This is a genomic window from Corticibacter populi, assembly GCF_004217315.1.
Taxonomy (GTDB): domain Bacteria; phylum Pseudomonadota; class Gammaproteobacteria; order Burkholderiales; family Burkholderiaceae_C; genus Lampropedia; species Lampropedia populi.
The window spans coordinates 245,642-260,503 of sequence record NZ_SGWR01000003.1 but is presented as its reverse complement, the minus strand read 5'-3'; the positions used below and the strand labels follow the sequence as shown (position 1 = coordinate 260,503).

General features: G+C 63.7%; 10 protein-coding genes. 3 read left to right on the top strand and 7 right to left on the bottom strand.

Annotation, left to right across the window (positions count from 1 at the left end):
• Window positions 1-23: 23 nt before the first annotated feature.
• The 4 genes from csy1 to EV687_RS12070 all read right to left on the bottom strand — a co-directional run bounded on the left by csy1 (window position 24) and on the right by EV687_RS12070 (window position 7,325).
• Window positions 24-1,394, bottom strand: coding sequence for a type I-F CRISPR-associated protein Csy1 (gene csy1, locus EV687_RS12085; RefSeq protein ID WP_122228371.1), 1,371 nt, complete (start codon window positions 1,392-1,394; stop codon window positions 24-26).
• Window positions 1,395-1,828: 434 nt separating this feature from the next.
• Entirely contained in the window at window positions 1,829-5,362 is a 3,534-nt protein-coding gene (cas3f, locus tag EV687_RS12080; RefSeq protein WP_122228373.1) for a type I-F CRISPR-associated helicase Cas3f, read from the bottom strand.
• Window positions 5,359-6,357, bottom strand: a complete 999-nt coding sequence (gene cas1f / locus EV687_RS12075) for a type I-F CRISPR-associated endonuclease Cas1f (RefSeq protein ID WP_122228376.1) — start codon at window positions 6,355-6,357, stop codon at window positions 5,359-5,361. The genes cas3f and cas1f overlap by 4 nt, the downstream gene beginning before the upstream one ends.
• 137 nt (window positions 6,358-6,494) lie before the next feature.
• Window positions 6,495-7,325, bottom strand: a complete 831-nt coding sequence (locus EV687_RS12070; RefSeq protein ID WP_242612615.1) for a crotonase/enoyl-CoA hydratase family protein — start codon at window positions 7,323-7,325, stop codon at window positions 6,495-6,497.
• 286 nt (window positions 7,326-7,611) lie between these two features.
• On the opposite strand from EV687_RS12070, the gene EV687_RS12065 reads away from it, so the two are divergent.
• The 3 genes from EV687_RS12065 (at window position 7,612) to EV687_RS12055 (ending at window position 9,903) form a co-directional block, all read left to right on the top strand.
• Window positions 7,612-8,118: a DUF3025 domain-containing protein gene (locus tag EV687_RS12065; protein ID WP_122228379.1), complete on the top strand. Its 507-nt coding sequence runs from the start codon at window positions 7,612-7,614 to the stop codon at window positions 8,116-8,118.
• A gap of 225 nt (window positions 8,119-8,343) precedes the next feature.
• Complete coding sequence (gene htpX, locus EV687_RS12060; protein ID WP_122228382.1) at window positions 8,344-9,204, top strand: protease HtpX; 861 nt, start codon at window positions 8,344-8,346, stop codon at window positions 9,202-9,204.
• Window positions 9,205-9,465: 261 nt separating this feature from the next.
• Window positions 9,466-9,903: an OsmC family protein gene (locus EV687_RS12055; protein ID WP_122228385.1), complete on the top strand. Its 438-nt coding sequence runs from the start codon at window positions 9,466-9,468 to the stop codon at window positions 9,901-9,903.
• Window positions 9,904-9,967: 64 nt separating this feature from the next.
• Here EV687_RS12055 and EV687_RS12050 read toward each other — a convergent pair whose 3' ends face one another.
• The 3 genes from EV687_RS12050 to EV687_RS12040 form a co-directional block, all read right to left on the bottom strand.
• Complete coding sequence (locus tag EV687_RS12050; RefSeq protein ID WP_122228388.1) at window positions 9,968-12,505, bottom strand: UvrD-helicase domain-containing protein; 2,538 nt, start codon at window positions 12,503-12,505, stop codon at window positions 9,968-9,970.
• A gap of 120 nt (window positions 12,506-12,625) precedes the next feature.
• Window positions 12,626-13,390 (bottom strand): 16S rRNA (adenine(1518)-N(6)/adenine(1519)-N(6))-dimethyltransferase RsmA, encoded by a 765-nt coding sequence (gene rsmA, locus EV687_RS12045; protein ID WP_122228391.1) that lies wholly within the window; start codon window positions 13,388-13,390, stop codon window positions 12,626-12,628.
• Window positions 13,391-13,418: 28 nt separating this feature from the next.
• Window positions 13,419-14,861, bottom strand: a complete 1,443-nt coding sequence (locus EV687_RS12040) for a peptidylprolyl isomerase (RefSeq protein WP_122228394.1) — start codon at window positions 14,859-14,861, stop codon at window positions 13,419-13,421.
• Window position 14,862: the final 1 nt, after the last annotated feature.

The following is a 14,862-nucleotide window of genomic DNA, read 5'->3' as shown; positions in this document are numbered from 1 at the left end:
CGTCAATGCATGCAAAGCCTGTGTCATGGTGCAGTTCCTTTGCGGCTGGGGATGGTGTGCGGCGCGGCATTGGCGGTGCGCGCATCGTGCAGGGCTTGGGCCCAGCCGTCTTCGCTCTCATCGAGCAACAGCTCTTTCTTCCACTGGCGATGCTCGGCTTCGCCCACCGGCAACTTGCCTGCCAGTTGGCCGTTGAGCCAGTTGCCGAAACGATGGCCAATTTGGGCGGGCCAGTCCATGGCTTGCCACAGCGTGTTGAAGTCCGCATCCTTTTCAGCCCGTTGCGGGTTAAGCCAGAGTTGCTCCGCAGATACCAGCTTGCAACGCGTGTCGGCCGACCACGTTGCGCCATAGGCTTGCGCCCAATCGCTCTGAAGTTCAGCGCCCATCAGCACCAGCTCATCAATCAGCGCGGCCACGTAGCCATCGACCCGATTGCGGGTGTCGGCATTCGCGGGCGGGTCCGTCAACAAGAAATCCAGAAAGGCCTTGATGCCGGGCTTGACGCCATCACGGTGCAGCAGCACTTCGTCAATCACGGAGCAAATGCCCCAGGGCTCACGCACACGGCTGCGCCAGCTTGGCGGCAAGGATGCCAACAGGTAGTTGTTGCCGCCGCGCTCGCTATTGAGCTGCGAAATATTCTGTGGCTTGGTGCCACCCAGCTTTTGCACCGCCAGCTGTGGGTAGTCACGGAACACCCCCTCGTGCCCCTTGCTTTCGCGCCTGGCAGAGCGCGCCTCTTTGTTCGCTTCGCCAAAACGCACGTCTTGCACATCCTGGTACACGGCATGAGCCAGCGAGGTGGCGTACAGCGGTGCCAGCAAGTGGTAGTCCTCGTTGGCGCTGGCATCGCTGCCAACCATCCAGTAAAGTTGTTTAGCGCGCGGGTGACTGCTGACGTTAGCGCTTCGCTCTTGAGTCAGGCTGATGAATGCATCACGCCACGATCTTGCTTTCGTCAGATCATCGCTGAGAGCATGGAGCGTCGCATCATCACCATTCAACAACAACTCGAGCAAGCTTTCGCCATCGACGTCGATTTTTAGAAACTTGTAGACATCGAGCGCTGCAGCGTTGCCAACTACATCACTTGCAAACTTCTCGCCAAGAGAATGACTGCCTACCAATGCATGCTCTGGCAACTGAGCAGGTGGTTTGTAGAGATTGGTGCCGCGCGCATCCGGATGAATAGGCTTGAGCGAATGGGTCACAGCCTGAATCTGCTTGACGCGTCGGGCAGCGTCTTCCAGCCAAACCGCTGGCTGAAACTGTTCCTTCAGATCAAAGCATTTGGGATCATCGTCAGCAAGCTTGTCAATTTTGTCTTGCAGACGATCATGTAGAAACGTATGGATTGCGCTACGAACGCTGCGAGTTTGTCCCGTAGACATGGGGATTCCTTCCTTTCCGAGAATTGGAAAACTGTAGAATCCCAGAGCGGCGCTGTTGCGGCTCTGGGATGGGGAGTCAATTACCTCCGACGTTTACGTTTTCGACGCATGACGTACCTCCTTTCTGATTTAGCGGTTAGTTGGAGTCCTCTCTTGCAGCTTTGCCGAAGAGCCCATACAGGATTGCCGTCCTGTATGGGCTCGAATTTTATGCAGCACCACCGAAGAAGTCAACATCCAGTAATTATTGAATCTGTTTCGCAAATGAAAATCCTCTAGAAGTCTAGTATAGCGCAGGCTCAACCGAGTATTCATTCCTTTCGTAAAATGCGGTCTTGCCGCACAGGCAGCTCAGAAAAGTAAGTACTGGATCTGATTCGCAATGTGACCTGCCGTACAGGCAGTTTGAGAGACTAGATTGGGGCGCGAACTGTCTACTTAGTGGTAGCAAACCCCAGCGCCGGATGCCATCGCCAGCCTTGCGTACTCACGCGCAAACTGGCGGTTGCATAGCGTTTGGCAAAGTCGTGGACAGGCATCTCCATCGCTTCGGCCTGTGCCTGCATGGCTTGCCAGAAGTCGGCATGTCCATCACCATGCCCCCACGGTGCAATGCCGGGACCGTTGACGGCGCTGTCGGCAATGCGCTGTAGCAATGCGCCATCGACCAGCACATAGAGCTGTTCCCACTTTTTCTCGCCCTCTGCCACGCGGTAGAGCAGGTAGCCGTCCTCGTCCTCATTGGGGCGCAGCACCAGGTCGACGTACTCGGCGTTGTCTTGCCTGAAAACCTGGCTTTGCTGCATCGCGGCGGTGAGCTGAACCGTTGGCCAATGCCAGAAGGTGCTGGCGTTGAACTCGGCAGGTGGCGCGGGCAGGCTCGTGCTGGATGTGGCTATTGGCGCGGGGGCTGCGGCGGATCGGCTTTTGCGCCGGTGGCCTGTCGCAGTGTGGGGCGCTGGCGGCAGCATCTGCTTTTCCATGCGGGTGTGTTCCAGATCCACCAGGCTACCGCTGGTGCTGCGCTGCTCGGCTGGGCGCGGCAAGATGCGGGGTGTGGCGTCCACCACCAAGCGTCGGCGGGCATCGAGCAGGTGCGAGAGCAGCGCCTGCAGTTGGTGCGGCTTGAGGGGGAAGTCCAGACTCTCGAAGCCCGGGCGACAGAATGCCGGTTTGCCCGGCTGCTCGAAATGGCGCAGATTGCTGTCGCAAATCAGGATGTTGGGTGCCGCTACGGGCTTGCCGGTGCGGTGGCGCAGCACGCGGCCTGCCAGTTGGATGAGCGAACGCATGGACGATGGCTCCACCACGGCCCAGTCGTAATCGTGGTCGCGGCCCACCTCTGTCACAGGGCTGCCCAGGACGATGAAGAGTTGATCGGCTTCATCATGTGCATCGATGGCCTGGCGGATTTCGGCGATCTCGAACACGGCATTTTCCTGGCGGCGGTTCAGCGCTGCATCCAGGCGTTGTTCAATTGCCGAGCGTGCGAACAGCGGGAACTGTGAGTGGTACACGCACAGATGCACACACACACCTTGCGGCGCGCCCAGCGCAAACAGCGCCAAAGCCACTTCAACCAACGGCGCGATATTGGCCATGCGAATCAGCCCGAAGCTGATGCGCTTGGTGGTGGCTGGGTCGATGCTGTGGTGGTCGCGGTGCAGTGCCAGGGCAGCACCCTGCAGCAGTTGGGCAAAGCTGTGGTGGCGCTGCTGTTGCGTGAGCCGCTGGAAATCCGTTGGCATGGCCAGGAGTTGTGCCCATTTGCGCGGGTTGGCTTGTGCATCGGCGGCCAGCTTGGCGCTGCGCTTGGCCACGAAAGGCGCATGCGCCGCTGCAAAGCTGCTGGCATCGGCACACTCGGCGTGGTGCTGGTGGAACTCGTCCACCCACAGGCAGGCAATGCGTGGCGCTTCGAGTGGGCGGGCGCTCCGGTTGTGCTGGTAGCTTTTCCGCCCGGCGCAGTAAGCCTGGAACAAGCCTTCGACCAGCGCAGGCGGCAAAGTGGCCGATGACAGCAACACGCGCGCACCCAACAAGCCGGCCCAATGCACCAGCCGGGTCAGGGCGGGCAAATCGGCGATGTCGAAGTCATCAGGCTCATCGAGCACCAGATCGCCACTCATCAGGCGCAGCATCGGCGCAATCTGCTTGCCGCCGCGCAGGCTTTCAGTGGCAGGCGTCAGGTGATCGACGGTGCAGACCAGCAGGGGCGCGGCCAGCAGCTTGCGCGCCGCGCCGTCATGCCCCAGGTGGTGCAACAGCGGGTGCTGGTCGTTGCCTTCGAACACCACGTGGCTGCTTTCATCCAGCAGGCCTTGGCTGGAGGCGGAGCCAGTCTTTTCAGCCTGCGCTTCGTAATATGCAAACAGCTCACGACTGGCCGCACCGCCAACTTGAATGGCCAGTTCATCATCGCCCAGGCCCAGGTCTTGTTGAAAGCTGCGGCCGGTTTGCAGGGTCAGCGTGCGCAGGCCCATGGCGAACGCACAGCGCAAGCCGTGCTGCGGGTTTGCCAGCGCGTTCATGATGCGCGCGTTGCCCAAGGTTTTGCCGCAGCCCGTCGATGCCATGTTGACGATGAATGCGCCATGTTCTGCGGCATGGTCGCGCACGCTGACGGCCAGATCAGCCGCCTTGTCTTGCCAGCGAAAGCGGGCGTTTTCACTGCGTTTCTTGAGGCCACGGTGGCTGCGCAAATGCGCCAGTTGGCGGCTGAAGCTTGGCAAGGCGTGCACCAGTTGGCTGGCGTGGTGCTCCACGCCCAGCAGGTGTTCATCCAGCCGTTGCAGGCGTTGGCCGGTCTTGCGGTCGGTGTTGGCGAACAACGGGTAGTTTTTCTCTCCTGCTACACGCAGTGCGGTGTCAGCCAGGCCGGAGTAGTAATGGTCGGCCAGCATCAACGCCAGGCGCGAGAGTTGCATCACATAAGGGTTGTTCAAACACTGCAATTGCGGTGCATGTTGTTCCTTGGCATTCACAGTGTCTGATGGGCTGGCGGTATCGCGAGTCGCTTGGCGCAATAAGGCTTGCGCAGCGCGCGCAGCACGCCCGCGCCAGGCTTCGGTGCTGACCGGCAGTCCTTTGGAGAAGCGCCAGTAGGCGGCCACAGCGGCGGCATCGCGCGCATGAAACGGCTCGTTCCAGTCCGCATTCACACGCTGTAGCAACCGGAGCAGGTCGGCGGGGTTCACGCTGAGTTTTCGGCCGTGGTAGAGCGGCTTGCTCGTGTCCACCATTTCGGTTGCGCTATACGGCACGGCGGGTAAGCGGTGGTGCGTCAGGATCAGCCAAGCCACGGCTTGCGCCAGCGGCGGCAGCACGGCAAACGGGTTCTTTTCGGCGGTGATGTGGCCGTCCTGCCCATCGCGCAGCAAGTACGCATCGCCCATCCATTGCTGCAGCCAGGCTTCGGTATGCTCGACTGCTTTTGCATTGGCCAAAGCCTGGAGCCACGCGTCGTCACCGTCCAAGCCACAAGACGTGACAAAAGCCTGAAAAATACGCACGGACGCCCACTCGTGGCGGTACAGATTTTTCTCTTTCAACGCACCATTCAAACGGCTTTGAAAGGCATCGCTGGCTTTGCCCAAATCGTGCATCAAGGCGGCCAACGCGGTGAGCTGCTGGATCAGCCGCAGGCTGTGCCAGGTATTTTCATCATCGGCACGCAACACGTCGCTGGCGGTGGTGTTGGTCGGCACCGTGCCCTCGTCGTTGAATTGCCGTGCATCGCCAACGAACCACAGCAACTCGCTGTGGTTCTTGCCACCGATGCGGTGGCAGGCTACGGCGGTGTTCTTGCGGGCGGTCTGGCGCAGCAGTTTGCGCAAGGTATCCAGCCCGGCCTGGGTGATGGCGGTCTGCCAGGTGCGCTCGCCCTTGCGTTCGGCAAACTGGTCAAGGATGCGGCGGGTTTCGGTCAGCGCGCGCTTGCTGCATTGGGAAATCAGCAACACATTCATGGCGCATCTCCGGCAGAAGGGTGGGCAACGAGGCGTGCCGTTTGCAGTGCGATGTCCTTGGTCGTGTCGATCATGAAGTCCAGCGACTCGCTGCGCGTGAGAGCGTCGATGCAGTTGCGGCGAAACTGCTGCTCGTCATCGCCGCGCATGGCAGAGAGAAAAGCTTGCGGCAGGATGGCGGCGTCTTTCACCAGATCGGCCACATCAAAGACCAGGCCGCCGCGCCGCGTTTTGCCATGCAGCACCGCCAGCCCGTGGGGCAGGCCGAGCACCCAGGTGGCGGTGGCGCCCAGACCGTAGGCGAGGTAGTTGCCATGGTCGAGGAAGCGGTTGGCCGGGTCGGTGCCGCTGCCGCGCTTGGCGCGGGTGAAGTCGCCATAGCCCACGGCATCCACTGCCAGCTTGAACAGGGCCTTGGTCAGCCGCGCTTCTTCAGTCAACAAGGCGATGGTGTCTTGCGCGCGTTCGATTTCACACTGAGTGCGCGCCACCAGTTCAGCCAGCCTGCTGGTGTCTGCGTTGAAGCCGGCATCTTTGAGGGCGCGGTGGTTCCATTCGTTGGTAAGCCTTTGCATGCGTGCGGTTTGCAGCGCCTTGGCGGCGATCAGCCGCAACTCATCGTCAAACCAGAACTGCACCCAGGCCTGCAGGTATTCGGTGGGGCGGTACTCGCTTTGCGGCGTCAGCCAGGCCACTTCCACATCCACTTCGTTGGCGCTGAACAATGGCGTGCCACCGCCGCCGCAAAAACCCACCAGTACCCCGGCCTTGGCCAGTTCCCGCATGGCCGCCTGGGTGATTGATGTGCCGGTGCCCAGCAGGATGCTGGTGGTGTTGGCGATCGGGATGTTCCAGTACAGCTGGCGCTTGCCCGCGTCGGTCACGTACTCGACCCGGCCGCCGTTGACCAGCACGCGGCAATGCTCCAGATAGTAGATGTTCGCCCGCTTGGAGTGCAGGATGGTCTTGAGGTCGGAGGCTGCGATGTCGTGCATGTGTGCATTTGTAACACGAGCCTCCTGCTCCGTAAATGCACACAAACGATTCATTCACGAGACTTGCTCTTGTCGTCTCCCCATGTTTTGGCAGCACAGGCGGGGCGGCCGGAAACCCACGGAGTGGGTCTGCCGCTTCAATCCTCCACAAAAACCGGCTTGCGCCTGGACAATGCGGCGGCCACGGCCTCGCGCTGGTGGTCCGAACCCAGCAGCAGCAATTGCTCCAGCGACTCGGCCTGCAGTAATTCGGCAGTGCCGGCATCGGCACTCATGTTCAGCAAACGCTTGCCGGCGCGAATGGCGTCCGGGTTGCAGCCAGCAATGGCACACGCCTGCTCCATCGCTGCGGTCAACGGGTCAGGCACCAAGCGAGTGCCCAGCCCGATGGCGCAGGCTTCCTCGGCTGCCACGATGCGGCCGGTGAACACCAGTTCGCGCGCGAGGTCGGCGCGCACCAGTTCGCGCAGCAGGGGCATCCCGGCCATGTCGGGCACCAGGCCCCAGTGGATTTCGCGCACGCTCAGGCGGGCATCGGCGGCGAGGTAGCGCATGTCGGCGCCCAACGCCAGCTGCAGCCCTCCGCCAAAGGCCACGCCCTGCACGGCAGCGATCACCGGCACCGCCAGCGCGCGCCACTGCCAGCCGACTTGCTGGAACAGATTGGCCACACCGTGGGTGCGTTCGCGCACTGCGGCAGCCGCCACATCCATGCCCTTGCCCTCGGCAATGCGGCTGAAGTTGGCCATATCCAGCCCGGCGCAGAAGGCCTGGCCCTCGCCTGCGAGCACAACGGCACGCAGCCCCTTGGCACTGCGCAGCCAGTCACCCGCGGCCACCAGGCCGGCCAACATGGCATCATCGAGCGCGTTCATCTTGTCCGGACGCTGCAGCCACACCTGGGCGATGCCATCATCGTCCTGGCGCACAGCCACACGGTCATGAAAGCGCTGCTGCATCTCGTTCATGGGAGTTCCTCCGTTTGATTGAAAGTCGGCGACAAGACCAAGCCCCACAAATCCCACAAGCCTCAAAAACCTCACCAAGCCGGCTGGATGGGGTATTTGAAGGATGTCTGCATGCATGGCCTGCCGGCAAGCATCGCATGCAGGGTCATGACGCAGCGTCGCCTTGGCAACAAACCAGGTGCCGACCGGGAGCCTACCAAGTGCCGTTCACCAGCGCCGGGCTGCACAGGGCTTCCGGTATGCTTGGCCGAACATGAATCACTAAGAACCTGTTCATGATCTTTTCGTGGGTCACTCAGGAGGTCAAAAATACAGTGGGCAAGACGCCTGTCGCCGCCCAGACTGGGCGTCTGGGCAAGGCGGGCAGCGCCGCCCGGTGCGCGATGCCTGCACCCTGCTCGATGAGAATGGGGCGCTGTTGCTCGCGCCCGAGCCGCTCTGGCAAGCCTTGTGCGAGCGTCAATGGCATGTGCTGTTCGGCCCGCTGCGACCGCTGCGACCGCTGTGGCAGGCGGCTCAGCTGGTGCTGTTCGGCCATGCCCTGCTGGAGCAGCTGTGTCAGCCCCGCAAGTCCATCACCGCCCATGTGCTGTGCCTGCCTGAAGCTGCACCGGCAGCACCCGCGAGCTTGCCGCAACTGGGCGCATGGCTGACAGCGGCGCTGGACGAGGCCAGCCTGACCGGCAAACCCTTCACGCCGTTGCCGGTGCTGGGCGTACCCGGCTGGTGGCCCGCCAACGCGGATGCCTCGTTCTATCAGGACGAGCAAGTGTTCCGGCCACTGCGGCGCTGAGGCAGCCAGCCTTGAAAAACACGCCGCCGGCCCGACCTGAGGCAGCAAACCCGTGACGGGACGCCCAGGCCATATGCGCTGGCTTGCGTCAGGTTGTGCAGACGCCCATTCCTCGACGGAATGCCATGGAATTGGCGTTTTTGTTCTAATGACGCCATCCGATCCCACGGATTCCCTGACGGACCCGCCAAACCCCGACAAACCTGACAAGCAAGAGGAAACCCGATGAAACGTATTGCCCTTTTCCTGGCCACCAACTTCGCGGTGCTGCTGGTTCTGGGCTTGGTCACCAGCATCCTGGGCATCGACCCGAGAAGCCAAAGCGGCCTGCTGATCATGGCGCTGATCCTGGGCTTCGGCGGTTCGACCATCTCGCTGCTGCTGAGCAAGACCATGGCCAAGCGCAGCATGGGCGTGCGCATCATCAACCAGCCCAGCAACCGTGATGAGGCCTGGCTGGTCGATACCGTGCGACAGTTCGCCGAGAAATCGGGCATCGGCATGCCCGAGGTCGGCATCTACGATGGACCGGCCAATGCCTTTGCCACCGGCGCGTTCAAGAACTCGGCACTGGTAGCCGTCTCCACCGGCCTGCTGCAAAGCATGACGCATGAGGAAGTCGAGGCCGTGATCGGCCACGAGGTGGCGCACGTGGCCAATGGCGACATGGTGACGATGACGCTGATCCAGGGCGTGATGAACACCTTCGTGATCTACATTTCGCGCGTCATCGGCGCCGTCGTCGACAGCTTTCTCAACCGCAACTCCAACAGCCAGGGTGGCTACGGTATCGGCTATTACGCCACCGTCTTCATCATGGATGCGCTGCTGGGCTTTCTGGCGGCGATCATCGTGGCCTGGTTCAGCCGCCACCGCGAGTTCCGTGCCGATGCCGGTGCCGCCGAACTGATGGGCCAGTCGCAATCGATGCAGAAGGCGCTGGCGCGCCTGGGTGGCCTCAACACGGAGGACCTGCCCAAGAACCTCGCCAGCATGGGCATTGCCGGGGGTATTGGCAAACTCTTCAGCACCCATCCGCCGATCGAGCAACGCATCGCTGCGCTGCAGCAGTTGCAGGTGCGATAAAACGGCCACGCCGGTCAGAGCCCACAGGCCTTTCGGAGCGCCGCACCCCTGCAGGGCTGCGGCGCTCGGTCATTTGCGGATACCCCTTGTGCAGGCCATGCGACGGTCCCGAACCGGCGATCGTTGGCGGGCAGCCAAGCCCATGGGAGCGACTCGGGTGCTTGTCCCACACTGGCTGTCGCCTGCGCATGGTCTGATGGCCTTCGATGCCGGCCACCACACGGCGGCATCCATCCGACCACCATTGAAAGGAGATCCGCCATGTCCGCAAAAACCGCATCCGTGCATTGGGAAGGCGCCGGCAAGGAAGGCCAGGGCCAGATCAGCACCGAAACCGGCGCACTCGACCATGTCCCTTACGGCTTTGGCAGCCGCTTTGGCGATGATCGCACCGGTACCAATCCCGAGGAGATTCTGGGCGCCGCGCATGCCGCCTGCTTCACGATGGCTTTCTCGTTCGCCTGTGCCAAGGCCGGCATTGCCACCGAGACGCTGGATACCACCGCCCGGGTGTTCCTGGTCAAGGATGGGGATGGCTTTCTGATCAACCGGATCGCGCTGACGCTGACGGCCCGCGTGCCGGGGCTGGACGAAGCACGGTTCCAGCAGCTCGCCAACGATGCCAAGGAAAACTGCCCACTCTCGAAGGCATTGGCGTCGGTGCCCGAGATCACGCTGGAAGCCCGGCTGCAGGATTGATTGACCCCGCCGCATGCCGACGGGGGCAAGGTCACCGCTGGACAGCTCGTGAACAGAGGCGTTTTTAGTCAACCACCGTCAGCTTGGCTACCGTCAGCAGCAGCAGCTTGGTGCCATGGCGGCCAAAGTTGACCTTGGCCTTGGCATCATCGCCTGCACCTTCGAGTGCCAGCACCTGGCCCTCGCCAAACTTGGGATGGAACACCTTCTGGCCGGCGCGAATGCCATGCGCATCACCCGCCCCTTGCCTGCGGGCTGGCACAGGCGCACTGGCGGCCTCGCGCCAGGCGCGCTCATCGGCCGATTGGCGCGGCTGGTGGCCTTGCCAGGACGAGCTCCCCCCTGCTCCACTGCGGCGACCGGGCGAGGAGCTTCCATCGGCCGATGACCAGAAGGAGGACGGCCCTGCGCCCAGGCCTGCGTCACCATCTGCACCCTTGGCGCCACGCCGCGGCGTGAGCCAGCGCACGGACTCCTCGGGGAGCTCTTCGAGAAAGCGGCTGGGCGGGTTGTACTGCGACTGGCCATTGAGCATGCGCTCTTGCGCGTGGCTGAGGTAGAGGCGCTTGCGCGCCCGCGTGATGGCCACGTACATCAGGCGGCGCTCTTCCTCCAGGCCGTCGCGGTCGCTCATGCTGTTGTAGTGCGGGAACAGCCCTTCCTCCAGCCCGGCGATGAAGACGGCATCGAATTCCAAGCCCTTAGAGGCATGCACCGTCATCAGCTGGATGGCCTCCTGGCCAGCTTGCGCCTGATTGTCGCCAGCCTCCAGCGAGGCGTGCGTGAGAAAGGCCCCCAGCGGACTCAGGGTCTCCCCCGTCTCGGCATCGACGAGGAAAGCGGGTTCGCCGGGACGTTCTCCCAGCACCGCCCCCAGCGCCGCGGCATCACCCGCGGATTCCTCGATGAATGGCGCATCCAGATCCACGCCCTGGCTGGCCGGGCTTTGCACCAGCGGCACGCCGTGCTCGTCGAGCGGCAGCGCAGTGGCATCGGCGCCATAGCCTTCCTGGGCGATGAAGGCCTCGGCGGCATTGACCAGTTCCTCCAGGTTCTCGACGCGATCGACACCATCCTTCTCACCGCGGTAATGGTCGAGCAATCCGCTTTCCTCCAGCACCAGACTGACGATCTCGCGCAACGGTTTGCCTTGCGCCTCGCGCCGCATGGCATCGAGCAGATCCACGAAGCCGCGCAGCTTGTCGCCGGCGCGGCCCGCCAGGCTGGCCGAGGCTGCGTGCAGCGACTGCCCGCCCCGCCCGGCCTCATCCTGCAGGGTCTCGATGCTGCGTTGACCGATGCCGCGCGCCGGGAAGTTCACCACGCGCAGAAAGCTGGTGTCGTCCTGCGGGTTCTCCAGCAGGCGCAGGTAGGCCAGCGCATGCTTGATTTCGGCCCGCTCGAAAAAGCGCAGCCCGCCATAGATGCGGTACGGCACCTTGGCGCTGATCAGCGCCGACTCGAGTACCCGGCTTTGCGCATTGCTGCGGTAGAGGATGGCGATTTCCTGCCGCGCAAAACCATCGACCTGCATGAGCTGGCGCACTTCGTCGACGATCCAGCCCGCCTCGGCGAAATCGCTGGGGGCCTCGTAGATGCGCAGCGGCTCGCCCGCGCCCTGCTCGGTGCGCAAGGTCTTGCCCAGGCGCTGGCTGTTGTGGGCAATCAGCGCGTTGGCGGCATCGAGGATATGGCTGTAGGAGCGGTAGTTCTGCTCCAGCTTGATGGGTTGGGCCACGCCGAATTCGCGCACGAAGTCGGCCATGTTGCCCACGCGCGCGCCGCGGAAGGCATAGATGCTCTGGTCGTCATCGCCCACGGCCATCACGCTGGATGTGCCCTGCAGGCGGCCGTTGCCCGCCTCGCCCGCGATCAGCCGCAGCCACAGGTATTGCAGCCGGTTGGTATCCTGGAACTCATCGACCAGGACGTGGCGAAAGCGCTGCTGGTAGTGCTGGCGCACCGCCGCGTTGTCGCGCAGCAGCTCGTAGCTGCGCAGCATCAGCTCGCCGAAATCGACCACGCCCTCGCGCATGCACTGCTGCTCGTAGAGCTGGTAGAGTTCGACGCGCTGGCGCGACTCGGCATCGCGCACCGGCACATCCCCGGCGCGCAGGCCTTCTTCCTTGCAGCTGTTGATGAAGGATTGCAGCTTCTTGGGCGGCACCAGTTCGGTGTCGACGTTGTGGGCCTTGAGCAGGCGTTTGAGGGCCGAGAGCTGATCCTGCATGTCGAGGATCTGGAACTGGCGCGGCAGGCCCACGGAGGCCGCATGCGCGCGCAGCATGCGGTTGCAAAGGCCGTGGAAGGTGCCGATCCACATGCCGCGCACCGACACCGGCACCATGGCGGCCAGGCGCGTGACCATCTCGCGCGCGGCCTTGTTGGTGAAGGTCACTGCCAGGATGCCGCCGGACGAGACCTGGCCGGTCTGCAGCAGCCAGGCGATGCGGGTGGTGAGTACACGCGTCTTGCCCGAGCCGGCGCCGGCGAGCACCAGCACATTGCCGCCGGTGAAGGTCACGGCAGCGCGCTGTTCGGGGTTGAGGCCTTGCAGGAGGGGGGAGTCGGCGTTGGTGCGCGCGGCGGGAAAACCAGTCATCGGGCGATTGTATGCCGCGCGGCTGGCCGGGTCGCCGGGTCGCCGGGCTGCCGGTCAAGGCGTCATGCAGGCCACGGCCATGACATGCACATGCACATGCACATGCACATGCTGGTGACGTTAGTCCGTCAGCGCCGCAGCCAGCGCCACATACTCCTGCGACGGGATTTCCTCGGCGCGGCGCTGCACGTCGAACTCACCGGAAAAGCCCTTGGCGTCGAGCCATCGGCCCAGCGTGTGGCGCACCAGCTTGCGCTTCTGGCTGAAGGCGACCTTGACCAGTTCTTCGAGCAGCGCCTGCGGCACGGCCTGCCACTGCGCCAGCGGCACCATGCGCACCACCGCGCTGTCAACCTTCGGGGGCGGATCAAAGGCTTCGGGCGGCACATCGAGCACGCGCTCCATCACATAGCGCCACTGCAGCATGACCGAGAGCCGGCCGTACTCGGATGTCCCGGGCCGCGCAACCATGCGGTCGATCACTTCCTTTTGCAGCATGAAATGCTGGTCTTCGATCGCATCGACGAAATCCAACAGATGGAACAGGATCGGGCTGGAGATGTTGTAGGGCAGGTTGCCCACCACACGCAGGAGAGGTGTCTCCAAGCTCGCGGCCAGCGCCCGGAAGTCGACCTTGAGCACATCGCTGGCCACCACGTTGAGCTGCGGGTGCAGGCGCAGCCGGGTGACGAGATCGCGGTCGAGCTCGATCACGGTAAGGCGCCCGAGCCGCTCGACCAGCGGTTGCGTGAGCGCCGCCATACCCGGGCCGATTTCGACGACCGGCTGACCAGGCTGCGGGTGGATGGCACGCACGATCTGATCGATGATGCCCTCATCGACCAGGAAATGCTGGCCGAAACGCTTGCGGGGAATGTGCTTCACGGCTGCGCCTGTCTTCTCACCGGCAGGCTCAATCGTTCTCGGGATCGCGGATCTCGATGTAGGCGCGCGCGCGCAACTGCTCGATCCATTTGGCGAACTCCGTCTCTACCTTGGCCTCGCGCGCCTGCTCGCGCACGCTGGCACGCTGGTCCTGCTGGGTCAAACGTGACTGGCGACGTTCGAGCAGCTGGATGAGATGCAGACCAAAGCGCGAAACCACCGGCTGGCTGACCTCGCCGGGCTGCAGCTCATCGAGGACGGCCTGAAACTCCGGCACGAACATGCCCGGCCCCACCCAACCCAGGTCGCCGCCCTTGGTGGCGCTGCCGGGGTCTTCCGAATACTCGCGCGCGAGCAGCGCAAAATCCTCACCGCCCTGCACGACACGCTGGCGGATCTCGGCGAGCATCTGGGCGATCTCCCGCTCGGAGCGGCCGGAGCCCGGCGTGATGAGGATGTGGCGCGCATGGTTTTGCACCACCATGCCGCTGCCGCCCTCCTGGCGCTCGAGCACTTTCAGCAGGTGGAAGCCGGCGCCCGAACGGATCGGGCCGACCACGGTGCCCACCGATTGGCCAGCCGTCGCCTCGAGGAACAGCTCCGGATATTGCGTGACCGGGCGCAACCCGAGCTCGCCGCCAGTGGCGCCCTCGGCAGCATCGGAGAATTCCCGTGCCACCGCGGCAAAGTCGCGCCCATCCGCCAGTTGCTGCGCCGCCGTGTCGATCTTCTGCCGCAGCGCGGCCTCTTGCTGGCCGCTGGCACTCTCGGGCACGATCACCAGCACATGGCCGAGGTTGACGGCTTCGGGCACCTGCTGGCCCAGATCGACCGGGTGTTCGCGCAGGTACTGGTCGAGCTCCTGATCGCTGATCTGCACGCGCGATTCGACGGCGCGCTCACGAATGCGCATCAACGTCAGCTGGTTGCGCAACTGGCGGCGGAACTGATCGCGGCTGATGCCGTGCGATGCCAGTTCCTGGTGCATGGCGCTCACCGACACGCCGTTTTGCGCGGCGACGTTCTGCTCGGCCTGGTCGAGGGTGTAGTCATCCACCGTGGTGCGGGTTTCCTTGGCCTCCTGCAGTTGCAGACGCTCGGCGATCAGCAGGTTGAGCACCTCCTGACGCAGCACGGCTTCGCCCGGGTGTTGCCCCTGCTGCGCGAAGAAGTTGCGGGCCTGTTCGAGGCGGTTCTCCACCTCGTTGTTGGTGATCGGCTCGGAGTTGACCAGCGCGACGATGAAGTCGGCCTGGCGCGTGCCGGGCGCGGCCGACGCCGCCGCGTTCGAGGCAGCGTCGCGCAGATCCTGCCCATAGCCCGAGCCGGCGCCCAGCGAGGAGCCGCCGCCCTGCGAGCCGGGCAGGCGCAGACCCTGCGCCTGCAGCGGCGCCTGCCATGCCAGCAAAAGCGCCAGCGCGGCAGCCGCACCGGCTTGTCGCTGACGGAGGAAGGAGGATCGAAAGCTCATG

Excerpts from the sequence above, each read along its gene's own strand:
- EV687_RS12050 (WP_122228388.1), bottom strand. The coding sequence starts at position 12,505 with ATGACTGGTTTTCCCGCCGCGCGCACCAACGCCGACTCCCCCCTCCTG.
- htpX (WP_122228382.1), top strand. The coding sequence starts at position 8,344 with ATGAAACGTATTGCCCTTTTCCTGGCCACCAACTTCGCGGTGCTGCTG.
- EV687_RS12070 (WP_242612615.1), bottom strand. The coding sequence starts at position 7,325 with ATGAACGAGATGCAGCAGCGCTTTCATGACCGTGTGGCTGTGCGCCAG.
- EV687_RS12055 (WP_122228385.1), top strand. The coding sequence starts at position 9,466 with ATGTCCGCAAAAACCGCATCCGTGCATTGGGAAGGCGCCGGCAAGGAA.
- csy1 (WP_122228371.1), bottom strand. The coding sequence starts at position 1,394 with ATGTCTACGGGACAAACTCGCAGCGTTCGTAGCGCAATCCATACGTTT.
- cas3f (WP_122228373.1), bottom strand. The coding sequence starts at position 5,362 with ATGAATGTGTTGCTGATTTCCCAATGCAGCAAGCGCGCGCTGACCGAA.
- cas1f (WP_122228376.1), bottom strand. The coding sequence starts at position 6,357 with ATGCACGACATCGCAGCCTCCGACCTCAAGACCATCCTGCACTCCAAG.
- EV687_RS12040 (WP_122228394.1), bottom strand. The coding sequence starts at position 14,861 with ATGAGCTTTCGATCCTCCTTCCTCCGTCAGCGACAAGCCGGTGCGGCT.